A 15,585-nucleotide genomic window follows, 5' to 3' on the forward strand; every position below is an offset into this window, starting at 1 on the left:
AGGGCGTTCATCGATTGTTTATGCTCGTCCGGCATTCTCAGGAGTGTTCGGTCCGACGCGTCGGGGGGCCAACTGGACCGGGTACCCGGCCTTCTGCCCGGAGGCCATCGGGGGAGTCTCTGGGCGGAAGGCCACCTCAGCCACGTCGGTCGATCCCATCGGGGGACGGAAACATGAGCAGCACCGAGAAGAACGACGAGCAGATCACCACGATGGGCGACCACCACTCGCCGGCGCCGCCCGTCGACGGCATCACCACCATGGGCGACCACCACTCACCGGCGCCGCCCGCCGACGGCACCACCGTCACGACGCTCGGCGACCACCACTCACCGGTGCCGCCCGCCGACGGCACGACCATCACCACGATGGGCGACCACCACTCGCCCGCTCCGCCGCAGGGCTGACCGAAGCCACTCACGACGGGGAACAGCCGCGGCGGCGCGGAGGGGGAGCCGCCGCGGCTGTGGCATGTCCGGTGACAACTCCCGGTCGCCGCATGTGACTTGTCACACACCACGACACCGCGACAACAAATTCACTGTTCGGACAAAACCAAAAGGATCTCCGGCGGAAACCAAGCACAACTGCTCGATCGCAGTGTGTACTTGGCAGGTCCGTCCCCGGGCGGACCACACCCCCCTGCCCTCCTGAGGTCCATATCCATGATCGAGATACCCGAGCTGGCCGCCGGCGGCCTGGCCGCGGGGACGCTGACCGCCTTCGCCCTCGGCGGCGGGCTGCTGCGCGCCCGGCGGGAGCGGGACCGCCGGCACGCCGAGATCGAGACGCTGCGGGGCCACCTCGACGCCTCGCGGGACGAACTCGCCCGCGCCTGTGCCGCGTTCGCCTCCGAGATCGAGCATCTCGCCGCCAAGCGCATGCCCGCGGAAGCCACCCGCAGCGCCCATCCGCACGTACAGGTCCCCGAACCGCTCGGCCCCGCCGGCGCGGGAACGGACGCGGTGCTCGAGGCTCTGCGCACGGCGATCGCCCAGGAACGCAAACGGGTCGACGCGGCCGCCCGCGCCGGTATGCGCGGCACCACCCGGGAGATCCAGGCCGCGCTGTACCGGCTGCAGGACGTGTTGCACGGGCTCCAGCAGCGCTACGACGACCCCGATCTCGCCCAGACGCTCTACGCCCTCGACCACGAGAACGAGCAGTCCCTGCGCCGCGCGCAGGTCGCCGCCGTCGTCTGCGGCGCCTGGGTCGGGCTCGCCCGCGAGGAGTCGCACCTCGTCGACGCCGTCACCGGCGGCCAGGCCCGGCTCGTCGGCTATCACCGCGTGCAGGTGCACCACCACCTCGAGCCGGGCACCGCGCTGGTGTCGCACGCCGTGGAACCGGTCGCCATCATCGTGGCCGAGCTGCTCGACAACGCGCTGCGCCACTCGTCGCCGGACACCGCCGTCGTCGTGAACCTCGAGCGGGTCCACCACGGGGTCACCGTGACTGTCGACGACGCCGGCGTGGGCATGGCCCCCGACGAACGCGCCGACGCCCAGCGGATGGTGGCCGGCACCGACCCGATCCTGCTGTCCGAGCTCGGTGATCCGCCACGGATGGGGCTCGCGGCGATCGGCCAGCTCACCCGGCAGTTCGATCTGTCGGTCGACCTGTCGGCGCCCTCCCCGTACGGCGGCGTACGCGCGGTGCTGCTCGTCAAGAACCACTTGCTGTCCCGCATCGACCCGGTGCTCCAGCCGCCCGCCGCGAGCGCCGCGCCCTCGACCCGGCGGGACGGGGCCCAGGAGCAGGGGCCTCAGCCCGATCAGGTGCACCAGGGACGCGAGCAGCAGGAGGAGGAGGAGCCCGTACGGGAGGCTCCGCGGCCCCCGGCCCCGCACGAGCCGGCCCCGTCCCGGCCGGCCCCCGCGCCCGCCCCGTCCGGGCGCCGCCACGAAGAGGCTCCCGCCGCCGACGGCGACGGCGATGCGCTCCCCCAGCGCCGCCGCCGCGTCCCGCGGTCGCAGACCGACACCCCGGCGCCCAAGAGCCCCACCCGTACGCCCGAGGAGTCCGCCGCGGCCCTCGGGGCCCTGCAGTCCGCCACCAACGCGGCGCGCGAAGCCGCTGCCACCGAAGGGAGCGACCCCCGATGAACAGCCGCGAGACCGGTGACACGGCCTGGGTGCTCGACCCGATCCTCGAGATCCCCCATGTACGGGCCGCTGTGCTGCTCACCAGGGACGGTCTTGTCTCCGGGTTCTCGGCGGCGCTCGCCCAGGACTCCGCCGAACGCGTCGCCGCGATCACGTCCACCGTGCAGGGCGCCTGCCGTACCGCCGCCGCCGCGTTCGCCGACGCGTCCGCCGCCCAGTTGCGCCAGGTCGTCATCGAGTCCGACCACGGCTACATCCTGGTGGCGCCGACGGACCACGGCACCGTCGTCGCCGCGTACGGCGGGCCCGAGGTGCGGCTGGACCTCCTCGGCCACCGGGTCCACTCGCAGGTCGCACGGCTCGGCGAGAAGGCGATGGCCGCCGCGCCCCGCGGCGCCGACGGCGGCTCCCCCGTATGACCGGCCGCCGGAGCGGCCGGCCGCTGGTGCCCGCGTACCTCTCCACCGGCGGCGTGGCCCGGCCCAGCCGCAACAGCCTGGAGCGCCTGTCCGTGCTGACCGGCACGGGCGGGCCCGCGCCCGCGGGGCTGCCCGCGGCCCAGCACGCCCTGCTCGGCGCGCTGGACGGCGGGTCGCTGACCGTGGTGGAGAGCGCGGCCGTGCTCCGGCTGCCGGTCTCCGCACTGCGGGTGCTCGCCGCCGCCCTGATCGACCAGGGACTGGTGAGCGCGCGCCCGCCCGTACCCTCCGCCGCCCTGCCCGACCGTGACCTCTTGAAGAGAGTGGCCGATGGCCTCCGCGCCCTCAAGCTCTGACCGGATGTCCAGCGCGTCCGCCCCGCCCGTTGCGCCGTCCTCCGCGCCGTCGTCCGCACCGTCCTCCGCGCAGCACGGGCTGCATCTGCCGGACACCGCGAAGGAGTTGGTGAAGATCCTGGTGACCGGCCCGTTCGGGGTCGGCAAGACGACCCTGATCGACTCGGTGTCGGAGATCCGCCCGCTGCACACCGAGGAGCATCTGACCGAGGCGTCCGCCGGGGTCGACGACCTCGCCGGTGTCCGCGACAAGACCACGACCACCGTCGCCATCGACTTCGGCCGCGTCTCGCTCGGCGACTCCGTCGTCCTCTACCTGTTCGGCACCCCCGGGCAGGAGCGCTTCCGCGCCCTGTGGGACGACATCGCCTACGGGGCGCTCGGCGCGCTCGTCCTCGTCGACACCCGGCGGATCGACGAGTCCTTCGACGTCCTCGGTCTGGTCGAGGAGTCCGGTGTGCCGTACGCCGTCGCGCTCAACATGTTCCCCGATTCACGGCAGTACACCGAGGAGCAGCTGCGCCGCTCGCTCGACCTGGAGGCGGACACCCCGCTCGTGGTCTGCGACGCCCGTGACACCCACGCGTCCGTCGACGCGCTGCTCGCCCTCGTCCAGCACCTCATCGACCGGATGACCCCGGAGGAACGGTGACCGCCTACCCCGCCCGCGCCGACGCCTTCACGCTCGCCGCCCCGGTACGTCTGTGGGAGGACGGCTTCGCCGCCGACCCGTACGCCTACTACGCGACACTGCGCGCCCAGGGGCCGGTCGGCTGGGCCGAACTCGCCCCCGGCGTCTCGGCGTACGTCGTCACCGACCGGCGCGCGGCGCTCGATCTGCTGCACGACACCGAGTCGTTCTCCGTCGACCCGCGGCCCTGGGAGAAGACGGTCGCCGAGGACTCGCCGATCCTCGGCATGATGCGCTGGCGGCCCAACGCCCTGTTCGCGGACGGCGACGAGCACATCCGCTACCGCCACACCCTGCTCGACGCCTTCGACCTCGTCGAGCCGCACGACCTGCGCGAACGGGTGCACCGGTCGGTGGACCTCCTGGTGTCCCGCTTCGGGCCCGACGGCGAGGCCGACCTGGTCACCCAGTTCGCCCGCCCGATGATGGCGCTGATCTTCAACAATCTCTTCGGACTGCCCGACAGCGAATCGGGCCGCCTGGACGCCGCGCTCGGCCGGATGATGGAGGGCGGCGACCTCGCGGCCGAGGGCGAGGCGGAGTACGGCAAGTACGTGATGGAGCTGATCGGCGCCAAGATGGCCGAGCGCGGCGACGACCTCACCAGCCGGCTGCTCGACCACCCCCTGCGGCTCACCCCGGAGGAGGTCACCTGGCAGGTGTTCCTCACCCTCGGCGCAGGTCACGAGCCCTCGGCGAACCTGATCTCCAACGCCCTCTCCCGCATCCTCGGCAACCCCGCCTACTACTCCACCCTCACCTCCGGGTCGCGTCCCGTGATGGACGCCGTCATGGAGGTGCTGCGCTACGAGACCCCGCTCGCCAACTACGGCGTGCACTTCGCGCGCGAGTCGACGAGCTTCCACGGGATGTGGCTGCAGGCCGCCGTCCCCATCGTCATCTCCTTCGGGGCGATGGGGCACTTCGCGGAGCGGGACTACGCCGGGGCGCACCATCCGCACGACGCCTCGCACATGTCGTGGGGTGCCGGTCCGCACTCCTGCCCCGTGAAGCAGCCCGCCCTGCTGATCGCCACGGAGGCCATCGAGCGCCTCACCCAGTGGCTGCCGGACCTGCGGCCGCTGGTACCGCGTGAGCGGCTCGGCTGGCGGCCGGGTCCCTTTCACCGATCGCTGACGGCGCTGCCCGTCAGCTTCACCCCTCGCAGCCCCGACCAGGCAGGAGACCGCGCATGACCACGTCCACCCGTGTGGCCATCGATCCGTTCGGCGCCGACATCGTCGCCGAGAGTGCCAGGCTCCGCTCCCTCGGGCCGGTGGTACCCGTCGAGCTGCCGGGCGGCATCCCGGCCTGGGCGCCCACCGGTCACGACATCCTCAAGTCGCTGATCCTCGACCCCAGGGTCAGCAAGGACCCGCGCAAGCACTGGTCGCTCTTCCCCGAGATCGGTGACAACCCGGAGTGGGCCTGGATACTGGGCTGGGTCGGCGTCACGAACATGCTGTCGACGTACGGGAGCGACCACACGCGGCTGCGCAAGCTCGTCGCGCCCAGCTTCACGGCACGCCGCACCGAGGCGATGCGCGACCGGGTCGAGGCCATCACCGGGGAGCTGCTGGCCGGGATGGAGGCCGCCGGGGCGGACGGCTCCGTCGTGGACGTGAAGGCCGCGTTCGCCCACCCGCTGCCGATGCGGATGATCTGCGAGCTGTTCGGTGTGCCGGACCATCTGGTCGAGGCCACCGGCCGGCTGATCGCCGCGATCATGGACACCTCGGACCCGAGCCCGGAGCACGGCGCCTTCGTCCAGCAGCAGATCGGCACGGTCCTCGGTGCGCTGATCGCCCACAAGGTGGAGAACCCGGGCGACGACATGACCACCGAACTGATCAGGGTCCGGGACGAGGACGGTGACCGGCTCGGCGACGAGGAGCTGCTCCACACCCTGCTGCTCGTCATCGGCGCGGGCTTCGAGACGACGGTCAACCTCATCGGCAACGCCGTCGTCGCGCTCCTCGAACACCCCGCCCAGCTGGCCGCCGTACGCACCGGTGAGATCGGCTGGGAGCAGGTCATCGAGGAGGTGCTGCGCGTCCGGCCGTCCATCGCGAGCCTGCCGCTGCGCTTCGCGGTCTCCGACATCACCGTCGGCGGCGTCACCGTCCCGGCCGGCGACGCGATCCTGACGACGTACGCCGCCGCGGGCAACGACCCGGCCCGTTACGGCGACACGGCGGCGGACTTCGACGCCATGCGGGCGGCGGACGACCATCTGTCCTTCGGTGTCGGGGTGCACCGCTGCATCGGCGCCCCGCTGGCCCGGATGGAGGCGATGACCGCGCTGCCCGCGCTCTTCGAGCGTTTCCCCGGCCTCGTGGCCGCGTTCGAGGCGGGCGAGCTGAAGCAGGTGCCGTCGTTCATCGCGTACGGCTGGCAGGAGATCCCGGTCCGCCTCCACGGCTGACCGTCCGCGGACGTTCGCAGACGTCCCCGGTCGTCCGCCGTCATCCGCCGCGCGAGCGGAGCTCGGTCTTCAGGACCTTTCCGCTCGCGTTGCGCGGCAGTTCGGTGACGAACTCGACCTGCCGGGGCACCTTGTAGTTCGCCATCTCCCGCCGTGACCAGGCGATCAGGTCGTCACGGGTGAGTGTCGAGCCGGGCCGGCGCACCGCGTACGCCTTGCCCACCTCGCCGAGCCGCGCGTCCGGTACGCCGACGACGGCGACGTCCGCGATGTCCGGGTGCAGGCCGAGCAGCTGCTCGATCTCGGCGGGGTAGGCGTTGAAGCCGCCGACGATGAACATGTCCTTGATCCGGTCGGTGATCCGCAGGTTCCCCGCCTCGTCGAGGACGCCGACGTCGCCGGTGCGCAGCCAGCCGTCGGGGGTGATGGCGGCGGCCGTGCCCTCCGGGTCCTCGAAGTAGCCCCGCATGACGTTGTGTCCGCGCACCAGGATCTCCCCCGGCCGGCCCGGTGCGGCGAGGACGCGGACCTCGGTGCCGGGTATCGCGCGCCCCGAGGTGGCGGCGACGGTGCCCGGGTCGTCGCTGCGGCGGCACATGGTGACGATCCCGCCGGCCTCCGAGAGGCCGTACGCGGTCAGGACGGTGGCGATGCGCAGCTCGCTGCGCAGCCGTTCGACCAGCTGGAGGGGGACGACGGCGGCGCCGGTGACGACGAGGCGCAGTGCGCTCAGATCGTGCCGGTCACGGGCGGGGTGGTCGAGCAGCGACCGGTGCAGGGTGGGCGGGCCGGGGAGCACGGAGATGCGCTCGGCGGCGATGTTGGCGAGGACGGTGTCCACGTCGAAGACGGGCTGCGGGACGATCGTGGCGCCGCGGGTGAGGCAGGCGATGACTCCGGCCTTGTAGCCGAAGGTGTGGAAGAACGGGTTGACGACGAGATAGCGGTCCCCGGCGCGCAGCCCGGCGAGTTCGCTCCACAGGTCGTAGCAGCGCAGGGTCTGGCCGTGGGTGATGACGGCGCCCTTGGGGCGGCCGGTGGTGCCGGAGGTGTAGACGATGTCGGACGGGTCGTCGGCCGTGACGGTGTCGGCGCGTTCGCGCACCCGGGCGGCGGGGACGCCGTCGCCGCCCGCGAGGAAGTCCTTCCAGGTGCGGTAGTCCTCGGGTGCCGTGTCGGCGAGGACCACGACCTGTTCGAGGTCGGGGAGTTCGACGTCCGCGCGGCGCAGCGAGGCGACGTAGGAGGTGCCGAGGAAGGTGCCGGTGACGAAGAGGAGCCTGGCACGGGAGCGGCGCAGGACGTGGGCGGCCTCGGTGCCCTTGAAGCGGGTGTTGAGGGGGACGAGCACACCGCCCGCGGTCACGGCGCCGAGCGCGGAGACGATCCAGTCGAGGGTGTTGGGGGCCCAGATCGCGACCCGGTCGCCCTTGCGGACACCGGCGGCGATGCACGCGGCGGCGGCCCGCTCGACGCGCAGGGCGAGCTCCTCGTACGAGACGCGGGTGCGGCCGTCGGCGACGGCCTCGCGCCTGCCGTGGCGCTGCGCGGCACTGCGCACCAGCTTCCAGATGGTGCCCCATTCCAGGTCGCCGCGTCGCATCGCATGCCTCCCGTACGGCCGGTCCGCAGGAGCTGACGGTACGTCAGATTAGCTGTACGCTCCGGCCATGGCGACCCTCAAGGACAAGGCAGCGATAGTCGGAATCGGCCGGACGGCCTTCGCCAGGCGGCTGCCGGAGTCGGAGAAGACCCTGGCCTGCCGGGCGATCCTCGGCGCGCTCGACGACGCCGGCATCGCCCCCTGCGAGGTGGACGGCTTCGCCTCGTACACGATGGAGGAGACCGACGAGGTCGAGATCGCCAAGGCCGTCGGCGCCGGCGACGTCACCTTCTTCTCCAGGGTCGGCTTCGGGGGCGGCGGCTCGTGCGCCACCGTCGCGCATCTGGCGGCCGCGGTCGCCACCGGCCAGGCGGGCGTGGGCGTGGCCTGGCGGTCCCGCAAACGCGGCTCCGGCCCGCGCCCCTGGACCAGTACGGCGGCGCAGCTGCCGACCCCCGCCCAGTGGACCCGGCCCTTCGGGCTGCTGCGGCCCGCCGACGAGATCGGCATGCTCGCCCGCCGCTACATGCACGAGTACGGCGCGACCCGCGACCACTTCTTCAACGTCGCCCTCGCCTGCCGCAACCGCGCCAACCAGAACCCGGCCGCGATGATGTACGACCGGCCCCTGACCCGCGAGATGTACATGACCGCCCGCTGGATCAGCGAGCCGCTCTGCCTCTTCGACAACTGCCTGGAGACCGACGGGGCGCTGGCCTGCGTGATCGTGGGCGCGGAACGCGCCCGCGACTGCCGGCAGAAGCCCGTGTACGTCCACTCCGCGGCCCAGGGCCTGCCCGCGCAGCACCACGGGATGGTCAACTACTGGAACGACGACCCGCTCACCGGCCCCGCGTGGACGGCCGCCCGGCAGCTGTGGAAGCAGGCCGACTTCGGACCGCAGGACGTCGACGTGGCCCAGATCTACGACGCGTTCACCCCGCTGATCCCGCTGTCGCTGGAGGGCTACGGCTTCTGCGGCCGGGGCGAGGGCGCGGCCTTCACCGAGGGGGGCGCGCTGGAGATCGGCGGCCGGCTGCCGCTGAACACCGCCGGCGGCGGACTCAGCGAGGCGTACGTCCACGGCTTCAACCTGATCACCGAGGGCGTCGCGCAGCTGCGCGGCACCTCCACGGACCAGGTCCCGGGGGCCGGGACGTGCCTGGTGACCGCGGGCGAGGGCGTACCGACGTCGGCGCTTCTGCTGAGGAGCTGAGGAGCTGAGATGCTGCGACCGGTCATCGACGACGACGGCGCCCCGTTCTGGGAGTACGCCGCCCGTGGCGAGCTGCGGGTCCAGGCCTGTGCCGCGCCCGCCTGCGGCGAACCGCGCTTCCCGCCCCGGCCCTGCTGCCCGTGGTGCGGCTCGTTCGACAGTGAGTGGCGCCCGGTGAACGGCCGCGGCCGCATCTGGTCGTACGTGCTCCCCCACCCGCCGCTGCTCCCCGGCTACGCCGAGCAGGCCCCGTACAACGCGGTCGTCGTCGAACTCTCGGACGCGCCGCGCATCCGGCTCGTCGGCAACGTGGTCGCGGCACCGGACGCGCCGCTGAACTCCGTCGACCCTGCCCGGCTGCGCATCGGGGCCGCCGTACGCGTGGCGTTCGACGGCGACGGCATGCCCCGCTGGCTCCTGGATCGCTCATGAGCATCCGGGTCGAGAAGGACAGCGCCACCGGCGTCGCCCTGGTCACCCTCGACCGGCCCGCCAGGCACAACGCGATCGACCTGGAGACGGCCGCCGCACTCGGCGAGGTGTGGCGGGACTTCCGCCATGACGCGTCGGTGCGGGCGGCCGTGGTCACCGGCGCGGGCGGCCAGGCCTTCTGCACGGGCATCGACCGCTCGGCCGACGTCCCGCAGCCGCAGTCCCCCTACTCCGTCGACGACCCGCTCCTCACGGTCGGTCCCAAGGCCAACGACCTGTGGAAACCGGTGATCGCCGCCGTGGAGGGGATGGCCTGCGGCGGCGCCTTCTACCTGCTCGGGGAGAGCGACTTCGTGATCGCCTCGGACGAGGCCACGTTCTTCGACCCGCACACGACGTACGGCATGGTCAGCGCGTACGAGACCGTCTTCATGGCGCAGCGGATGCCGGCGGGCGAGGTCGCCAGGACGGCCCTGATGGGCACGGCGGAGCGGCTGACGGCCCGGCGGGCGTACGAGATCGGGCTGGTCTCCGAGCTGACCGGACCGGGCGGCGCCGCGACGGCGGCCCTGCGGGCCGCTGCGGTGGTGGCGTCGCACCCGACGGACGCCGTTCAGGGGACGGTCCGCGCGGTGTGGTCGGCGACCGAGGCGTCACGCACCCAGGCGCTCGCCCTCGCCCCGCACCTGGTCGCGCTCGGCAACCTGCCGCCGGAGCGGCAGGCCGAGCTGTTCACGAGCCGGCGGGGCAGGGGCGGCTTCCGACTGCGCTGACCCCTGCGGGGCTCAGCTGCGGCTGACCCGCGTGACCTCGCACTTGGTGTACTCGGAACCGTCGCCGGAGCCGGTGTACGGGGTGGTCAGCTCGGCGGTCTGCGTGGAGCCCCCGGTGACGGCGATCCCGGTCTTCATCGCGGTCGCGGGGACCGCGGTGCTGCCGGCGCCGCCGGTGAACTTCATGGTGACGTTGTAGTCGTAGTCCAGCATGTCGCTGTTGTCGATGCTGATCTTCGCGGTCAGGTTCTTCGTCGCGGGGTCGTACTTGCACTCGTCGATGGTCACATCGCGAGCGGCCTTGTCCGCGCTGGAGCCGCCGGACACCGAGCCGCCGGAGCTGGTGGAGCCACCGGTGCTGTCGTCGTCACGGTGGCTGCCGCCGCTGCTGGAGGAGCTGCTGGAGTTGTCGCAGCCGCCGCCGGAGCCACGGGCTCCCGTCAGCGCGACGAGCGCGATCCCGAAGACGGCGATGGCGCGGACATGACGGATCTTCACGTTTCAACCCCCGTTGAAAGTGTCGGCAGATGGGCTCGATTGACGAGCGCACGTCACCCTAGCAGCGGGAACGACCCCTCTGAGCACAAGAGCACCGACGGCGGCCACCCGGTGGGTGGCCGCCGTCGGCGTGACAGGACTCTCGTACAGGGAAGGGGGCGGAGCTCCGCCCCGTGGTTACTTCGCCGGCTTCTTGCCCGTGATGCCCAGATGCACCAACAGAGCGAGGTTCGGCTTCAGTTCGGCCTGCTTGACCCCCCAGGTCGTGAAGCCCTTCTGGTGGGAGGCGACCGCGGCCAGCATCGCCACCAGCGAACCGGCCATCGCCGCGGGGCTGACGTCCTTGTCGACCCTGCCCTTGCCCTGCAGCTCCTTGACCGCGTCCGTGAGGGAGTTGGTGACGGAGTTCAGGACCTTCATACGGATCTTGTAGAACCGCTTGTCGCCCTCTGCCGCGCCGAGATCGACGACCCGCAGGATCGCGTCGTTACGGCGCCAGAAATCGAGGAAACCCTCGACCAGTTCCTCCGAGGTCTGCCAGCCGGCCCTGCCGGTCCAGGAACGCCCGGAGACCAATTCGGTCAGCTGGGCGCCCTCCTTGGCCATTTCCTCGGCGATCTCGAGGACAGCGCCCTCGACATCGGGGAAGTACTGATAGAACGTCGCGGGCGAAGTGCCCGCTTTCCGGGCAACGTCGATGACTTTGACGTCCCGGTACGGCGAGGAACTGAGCATCTCGCTGAGGCAGTCGAGCAGCTTCTGCCGCGTCGCCTGGCCGCGTCGTCCGGCGACCCGGCCGTCGACGGTGCGTACTTGTCCTGTCATGCCGTCAGCTTACCGAGGGGTGATCGGGGCGCGATTCGGCCGACTGCAAATGGGGCCCCCGCCACAGAACGCAATAGTGTTATCAACAGCCTGTGGACAACTTCGGTGGACAACTCAACAAAATCAGCGCCACCGCAATCCACCCCGAGCGCCCGCCCCGCCTGCCCCTTGCCACGCTCGCCACCCGCCAGAACGGCATCTTTTGGACAAACGTTCGATTTGATTCCGCGCGCCCCGCGTGATGCGCCGTTAGCTTGATGGTGACGGGCACCACACCCAGGGAAGGAATCAGGTCCATGGCCGCATTCACAGAGGGCACGCCGTGCTGGGTGGACGCATCGCTTCCCGACGTGGAGGCGGGCAAGCGCTTCTACGGCGAGCTCTTCGGATGGACCTTCACCGAGCGGGGCGGCGGCCAGGTCCCCGGCGGCGGCGCACGCGCCCGCCACGCCGACGCGTACAGCGACGGACGGCTCGTCGCCGCACTGACGCCCAAACGGGACGGACGCATGCCCACCGTCTGGGGCGTCTACTTCGCCACTCCCGACGCCGCCGCCCTCGGCCGGCGCATCACCGACCGGGGCGGCCAGGTGATCACCGCCCCGCTGCCCGTCGGCCCCGAGGGGACCTCGGCCGTAGTCGCGGACCCCGGCGGCGCGGTCTTCGGCCTGTGGCAGGCGGGCGAGCGGGCGGGCTTCGAGAAGCACGGCGAGGTGAACTCGTACTGCTGGACCGAGGTGTACACCCGGGACCGGGAGCGCACCGACGCCTTCTACGAATCGGTGTTCGGCTTCCAGGGCACGGACCTGACCGGCCCCATGGCCGGGTTCCGCATGTGGTCGCCCGCCGGCACGGAACCGGGCGAGGCCACCGCCGTCGGCGGACGCAGTGTGATCACCGACGAGTTCCCGCCCGAGATGCCCGGCCACTTCCTCGTCTACTTCTGCGTGACCGACTGCGACGCGGCCGCCGGGGCGGTCGTCCGGCTGGGCGGCCGTGTCCGCAGCGCGCCCGTGGACACCCCCTACGGCCGGATCGCCACCTTCGGCGACAACCAGGGCGCCATCTTCGCGGTGCTCGCCGCGCCGGACCGGACGGCGGCGCCGAGCGGGGAGAAGGACCAGGAGGAGCACGGCGAGGACATGTCCACCGGCGGGTCGCAGCGGTTCGAGCCGCCGGCACGGGAGGCCGCGCGACAGTCGGAGGCGGCCGGGAGCGCGCCCGCCGAGGACTCCCGCCCCGGCTCCGGCGCGGCGGAGGGCGGGGACGAGGACGGGCACGAGGGCAGGGACACCGGCGGCAGAAAAGCGGGCTGAGCCGGGCGACGCCCCGGCCGCTGACTCCGGCCCGCCACCTTCCTGGGCGCCGCAGCCCCGCACCCGGCTCACAGAGGTGTCCGAAACGCGGTGAGACACCCCGATCCGCCCCCGGGTTCGCAACCATGGCCCCGGACAGGAAGAATCAGGGTGCTCACCGCCGAGGGGCTCGATGGTGAGACCCTGCACGGGGCTGTAAGTGACGGGCTCCATTTCGTGGGAGCCCGTACGGGGAGGTGGCACGCAAGTATGGAGCAGCTGACGCAGCACGACCCGAGACGCATCGGTCCGTTCGAGGTGCTGGGCCGGCTCGGTGCCGGCGGCATGGGACTGGTCTATCTCGCGAGGTCGGCGTCCGGCCGCCGGGTCGCGATCAAGACCGTGCGAACCGAGCTCGCCGAGGACCAGCTGTTCCGCGTCCGCTTCACGCGCGAGGTGGAGGCGGCCCGGGCGGTCAGCGGCTTCTACACCGCGGCCGTGGTGGACGCCGACCCGCGGGCCGCCGTGCCGTGGCTGGCCACCGCGTACGTCCCGGCGCCCTCCCTCGAGGAGATCATCAACGAGTGCGGTCCGCTGCCCGCCCAGGCGGTGCGGTGGCTCGCGGCGGGCATCGCCGAGGCCCTGCAGTCCATCCACGGCGCCGGCCTCGTCCATCGAGACCTCAAACCGTCCAACGTGCTGGTCGTCGAGGACGGGCCGCGGGTCATCGACTTCGGCATCGCGTCCGGCGTCTCCAACACCCGGCTGACGATGACCAACGTCGCCGTCGGAACCCCTGCGTACATGTCGCCCGAGCAGGCGCGTGACTCCCGCAGCGTGACCGGTGCCAGCGACGTCTTCTCGCTCGGGTCCACTCTGGTCTTCGCCGCCACCGGCCACGCCCCCTTCCACGGCGCGAACCCGGTGGAGACGGTCTTCATGCTGCTGCGCGAAGGCCCCGACCTGGAGGGCCTGCCCGACGAGCTGCGGCCGCTGATCGACTCGTGCATGCAGATGGAGGCCGGGCTGCGGCCCACACCGGAGGACCTGCAGGCGCAGCTCGCGCCGCACCTCTTCTCGTCCGGCGGCGACGACAGCGGCACCGCCTCCGCGTGGCTGCCGTCCAGCGCCACGGCGATGATCGAGACCCGCCGCGGCGGCGGCCGCCCCGCGGCCGCGCCCCAGCGTCCCGCGCCCTCCCGGCCGCCCACTCCGCCGCCCGCCCCGCAGGCGCCCCCGCCGCCGTCCGTCGCGCCCGCTCCCGCGCACGCGCCCGGCGGCCCGGTACGGCTGCCCGGCTCCAACGTCCCCATCGGCCCCGGCCCCCGGGTGGCGGACACCGGCCGTACCGCGCTCGCCGAGGCCGCCCCCGCCACGGGTTGGGTGCGGCCGCCCGGCGGGCTGAACGGCACGGACCACGCCGGCGCGGCGGTCACGTCCCCGGTCCCGTCACCTGTCCCGCCTCCGGCCCAGGCGCCCGACGCCGGCCCCGGTCACTGGCGGCCGTGGCGTTTCCGCATGTCGAACGACGTCTGGGGCACTCCGGTCGTCGACGGCGATCTGCTGTACGTCACCTCGTTCGAGGTCCACGCCCTCGACGTCGGAACGGGCCGCCGCCAGTTCAAGACCCGTGACGTGGCCTGGGCGATGGCCGTTGCCGCGGGCCGCATACACGCCTCCGACGGGCCGACGCTGTACGCGCTGGACGCCGGGACCGGCAACGAACGGTGGCGGCTGACGACCGACGCCTGGGTGTACTCCCTCAAGGTCGACCGCGGCACGGTTCTCACCGGCACCCGCGGCGGCGGTGTACAGGCGTGGGAGGCGTCCAACGGCGACAAGCTGTGGGAGATCACCGGCGCCCAGACCGACTTCGAGACCCCCGAGGCCGGACCGACGATCTTCGGCGACACCGTCTACGTGTGGAAGGACGCGCGGCTGCGCGCCCTGGAGGCCCGTACGGGTGACGAGCGCTGGTCGTACCCGATCGGCGACGCCGCCTCGTGCGGGAACGTGCCCGTACGGGTCCGGCCGGCGCCCGACGGCTACGTCTACATCTCGGCCGGCACGCGCGTGCTCGCCGTCGACATCGCGTCCGGCCTGGTGCGCTGGCACTTCGAGGCGCCGGCCGTGTTCCTCTCACCACCGGCCTTCGCCCCCGGCCCCGCGGTGACCGGCGGCGGCGTGTACCTCGCCGACTACCTCGGCACCGTGTACGCCCTCGACGCCACGACCGGCAAGGACCGGTGGCGCATCGCGACGGAGTCCCGCCAGTCCAGCGAGCCGGTACTGGTCGCCGCGGGCAACGTCCATGTCGGCAGCGGCAGCGCGCTCTACACGCTGGACGCGGTGACCGGCACACCGATGTGGCGCTTCGCGGCAGGCGGCGACGTCGTCGGCACGCCGGTCGTCGCGGACGGCCGCGTGCACTTCGGCTCCGCGGACCACGTGCTGTACACGCTGGACGCGAGCGGCGGCCAGCTGCGCTGGAAGCTCGCGACGGGCGGCGAGATCACGGGGTCGCCGGTGGCGCAGAACGGTGTGGTGTACGCGTGCAGCAAGGACCGGTGCGTGTACGCGCTGGACGCGGTGAAGGGCACGGCAACGGGCCGCACCACCCGCTGACGCCCGACCCCGGAGGCTCCGCCCCCGGGCCCCTGCGCCTCAATCGCCGGCGGGGCTGGCACTTGCCGGTCCCGTCGGGGCTTCGCGCCGAACCCCGCGCCTCAAACTCCCCCTACGTCCTGGCGGCCGTGGGAGGGGGCCCAAGCGAGGCTGGATGGACCCCTGCCGACGGGCTGGAACTTGCCCGTCTTGTCGGGGCTCCGCCCCGGAACCCCGCGCCTCAAACTCCCCCTACGTCCTGGCGGCCGTGGGTGGGGGCACCTCCCACGCCGCCAGGCGTAGGGGCGGACCCCCAGCGAGGCTGGAACTGGCTCCCGCCCGG

Annotated in this window: 15 protein-coding genes and 1 pseudogene; 13 read left to right on the forward strand and 3 right to left on the reverse strand. The window is 72.6% G+C overall.

The genetic code is table 11. The features are described 5' to 3' along the window. Nucleotides 1-173 precede the first annotated feature (173 nt). From OGH68_RS15520 to OGH68_RS15550, 7 genes are all read left to right on the forward strand, one after another. Complete coding sequence (locus tag OGH68_RS15520) at nt 174-407, forward strand: hypothetical protein (RefSeq protein WP_264244534.1); 234 nt, start codon at nt 174-176, stop codon at nt 405-407. Nucleotides 408-665: 258 nt separating this feature from the next. Beyond that, entirely contained in the window at nt 666-2,105 is a 1,440-nt protein-coding gene (locus tag OGH68_RS15525) for an ATP-binding protein (RefSeq protein ID WP_264244536.1), read from the forward strand. Then, nucleotides 2,102-2,524: a roadblock/LC7 domain-containing protein gene (locus OGH68_RS15530; RefSeq protein WP_264244539.1), complete on the forward strand. Its 423-nt coding sequence runs from the start codon at nt 2,102-2,104 to the stop codon at nt 2,522-2,524. Before OGH68_RS15525 ends, OGH68_RS15530 begins: the two co-directional genes overlap by 4 nt. Next, a complete protein-coding gene (locus OGH68_RS15535; protein ID WP_264244541.1) occupies nt 2,521-2,880 on the forward strand; it encodes a DUF742 domain-containing protein in 360 nt (119 codons plus the stop codon). The genes OGH68_RS15530 and OGH68_RS15535 overlap by 4 nt, the downstream gene beginning before the upstream one ends. Nucleotides 2,881-2,884: 4 nt before the next feature. Next, nucleotides 2,885-3,532: a GTP-binding protein gene (locus tag OGH68_RS15540; protein WP_264244543.1), complete on the forward strand. Its 648-nt coding sequence runs from the start codon at nt 2,885-2,887 to the stop codon at nt 3,530-3,532. Continuing rightward, the gene (locus OGH68_RS15545) at nt 3,529-4,767 is read left to right on the forward strand and encodes a cytochrome P450 (RefSeq protein WP_264244545.1); all 1,239 of its coding nucleotides are present in this window, start codon (nt 3,529-3,531) and stop codon (nt 4,765-4,767) included. The genes OGH68_RS15540 and OGH68_RS15545 overlap by 4 nt, the downstream gene beginning before the upstream one ends. Next, the gene (locus OGH68_RS15550; protein ID WP_264244547.1) at nt 4,764-5,996 is read left to right on the forward strand and encodes a cytochrome P450 family protein; all 1,233 of its coding nucleotides are present in this window, start codon (nt 4,764-4,766) and stop codon (nt 5,994-5,996) included. The genes OGH68_RS15545 and OGH68_RS15550 overlap by 4 nt, the downstream gene beginning before the upstream one ends. 40 nt (nt 5,997-6,036) lie before the next feature. Here OGH68_RS15550 and OGH68_RS15555 read toward each other — a convergent pair whose 3' ends face one another. After that, on the reverse strand, nt 6,037-7,599 hold the full coding sequence (locus tag OGH68_RS15555) for a FadD3 family acyl-CoA ligase (RefSeq protein WP_264244549.1): 1,563 nt from the start codon (nt 7,597-7,599) through the stop codon (nt 6,037-6,039). Nucleotides 7,600-7,666: 67 nt separating this feature from the next. On the opposite strand from OGH68_RS15555, the gene OGH68_RS15560 reads away from it, so the two are divergent. From OGH68_RS15560 to OGH68_RS15570, 3 genes are read left to right on the forward strand one after another with little or no spacing between them, the layout of a single operon-like run. Next, nucleotides 7,667-8,815: a lipid-transfer protein gene (locus OGH68_RS15560; protein WP_264244551.1), complete on the forward strand. Its 1,149-nt coding sequence runs from the start codon at nt 7,667-7,669 to the stop codon at nt 8,813-8,815. Nucleotides 8,816-8,824: 9 nt separating this feature from the next. Next, a complete protein-coding gene (locus tag OGH68_RS15565; RefSeq protein ID WP_264244553.1) occupies nt 8,825-9,247 on the forward strand; it encodes a Zn-ribbon domain-containing OB-fold protein in 423 nt (140 codons plus the stop codon). Beyond that, nucleotides 9,244-10,020 (forward strand): enoyl-CoA hydratase/isomerase family protein, encoded by a 777-nt coding sequence (locus OGH68_RS15570; protein ID WP_264244555.1) that lies wholly within the window; start codon nt 9,244-9,246, stop codon nt 10,018-10,020. The genes OGH68_RS15565 and OGH68_RS15570 overlap by 4 nt, the downstream gene beginning before the upstream one ends. Before the next feature lie 12 nt (nt 10,021-10,032). Here OGH68_RS15570 and OGH68_RS15575 read toward each other — a convergent pair whose 3' ends face one another. Then, nucleotides 10,033-10,518 (reverse strand): hypothetical protein, encoded by a 486-nt coding sequence (locus OGH68_RS15575; protein ID WP_264244556.1) that lies wholly within the window; start codon nt 10,516-10,518, stop codon nt 10,033-10,035. A gap of 177 nt (nt 10,519-10,695) precedes the next feature. Further along, on the reverse strand, nt 10,696-11,343 hold the full coding sequence (locus OGH68_RS15580) for a TetR/AcrR family transcriptional regulator (protein WP_264244557.1): 648 nt from the start codon (nt 11,341-11,343) through the stop codon (nt 10,696-10,698). Nucleotides 11,344-11,435: 92 nt separating this feature from the next. Between OGH68_RS15580 and OGH68_RS15585 the strand changes: the two genes are divergently transcribed. From OGH68_RS15585 to OGH68_RS15595, 3 genes and pseudogenes are all read left to right on the forward strand, one after another. Continuing rightward, nucleotides 11,436-11,585 (forward strand): hypothetical protein, encoded by a 150-nt coding sequence (locus OGH68_RS15585; RefSeq protein WP_264244558.1) that lies wholly within the window; start codon nt 11,436-11,438, stop codon nt 11,583-11,585. A 54-nt stretch (nt 11,586-11,639) separates the two neighbouring features. Beyond that, nucleotides 11,640-12,437, forward strand: a pseudogene (locus tag OGH68_RS15590) (VOC family protein); the annotation flags it as partial. Nucleotides 12,438-12,908: 471 nt separating this feature from the next. Beyond that, nucleotides 12,909-15,263, forward strand: a complete 2,355-nt coding sequence (locus tag OGH68_RS15595; protein ID WP_264244560.1) for a PQQ-binding-like beta-propeller repeat protein — start codon at nt 12,909-12,911, stop codon at nt 15,261-15,263. The last annotated feature ends 322 nt before the right edge of the window (nt 15,264-15,585 follow it).

Origin of the sequence: Streptomyces peucetius, assembly GCF_025854275.1 — a bacterium.
GTDB classification, from domain to species: domain Bacteria; phylum Actinomycetota; class Actinomycetes; order Streptomycetales; family Streptomycetaceae; genus Streptomyces; species Streptomyces peucetius_A.

Coding starts and splice junctions, on each gene's coding strand:
- OGH68_RS15520 (WP_264244534.1), top strand. CDS start 174: ATGAGCAGCACCGAGAAGAACGACGAGCAGATCACCACGATGGGCGAC.
- OGH68_RS15525 (WP_264244536.1), top strand. CDS start 666: ATGATCGAGATACCCGAGCTGGCCGCCGGCGGCCTGGCCGCGGGGACG.
- OGH68_RS15530 (WP_264244539.1), top strand. CDS start 2,102: ATGAACAGCCGCGAGACCGGTGACACGGCCTGGGTGCTCGACCCGATC.
- OGH68_RS15535 (WP_264244541.1), top strand. CDS start 2,521: ATGACCGGCCGCCGGAGCGGCCGGCCGCTGGTGCCCGCGTACCTCTCC.
- OGH68_RS15540 (WP_264244543.1), top strand. CDS start 2,885: ATGTCCAGCGCGTCCGCCCCGCCCGTTGCGCCGTCCTCCGCGCCGTCG.
- OGH68_RS15550 (WP_264244547.1), top strand. CDS start 4,764: ATGACCACGTCCACCCGTGTGGCCATCGATCCGTTCGGCGCCGACATC.
- OGH68_RS15555 (WP_264244549.1), bottom strand. CDS start 7,599: ATGCGACGCGGCGACCTGGAATGGGGCACCATCTGGAAGCTGGTGCGC.
- OGH68_RS15560 (WP_264244551.1), top strand. CDS start 7,667: ATGGCGACCCTCAAGGACAAGGCAGCGATAGTCGGAATCGGCCGGACG.
- OGH68_RS15565 (WP_264244553.1), top strand. CDS start 8,825: ATGCTGCGACCGGTCATCGACGACGACGGCGCCCCGTTCTGGGAGTAC.
- OGH68_RS15570 (WP_264244555.1), top strand. CDS start 9,244: ATGAGCATCCGGGTCGAGAAGGACAGCGCCACCGGCGTCGCCCTGGTC.
- OGH68_RS15580 (WP_264244557.1), bottom strand. CDS start 11,343: ATGACAGGACAAGTACGCACCGTCGACGGCCGGGTCGCCGGACGACGC.
- OGH68_RS15595 (WP_264244560.1), top strand. CDS start 12,909: ATGGAGCAGCTGACGCAGCACGACCCGAGACGCATCGGTCCGTTCGAG.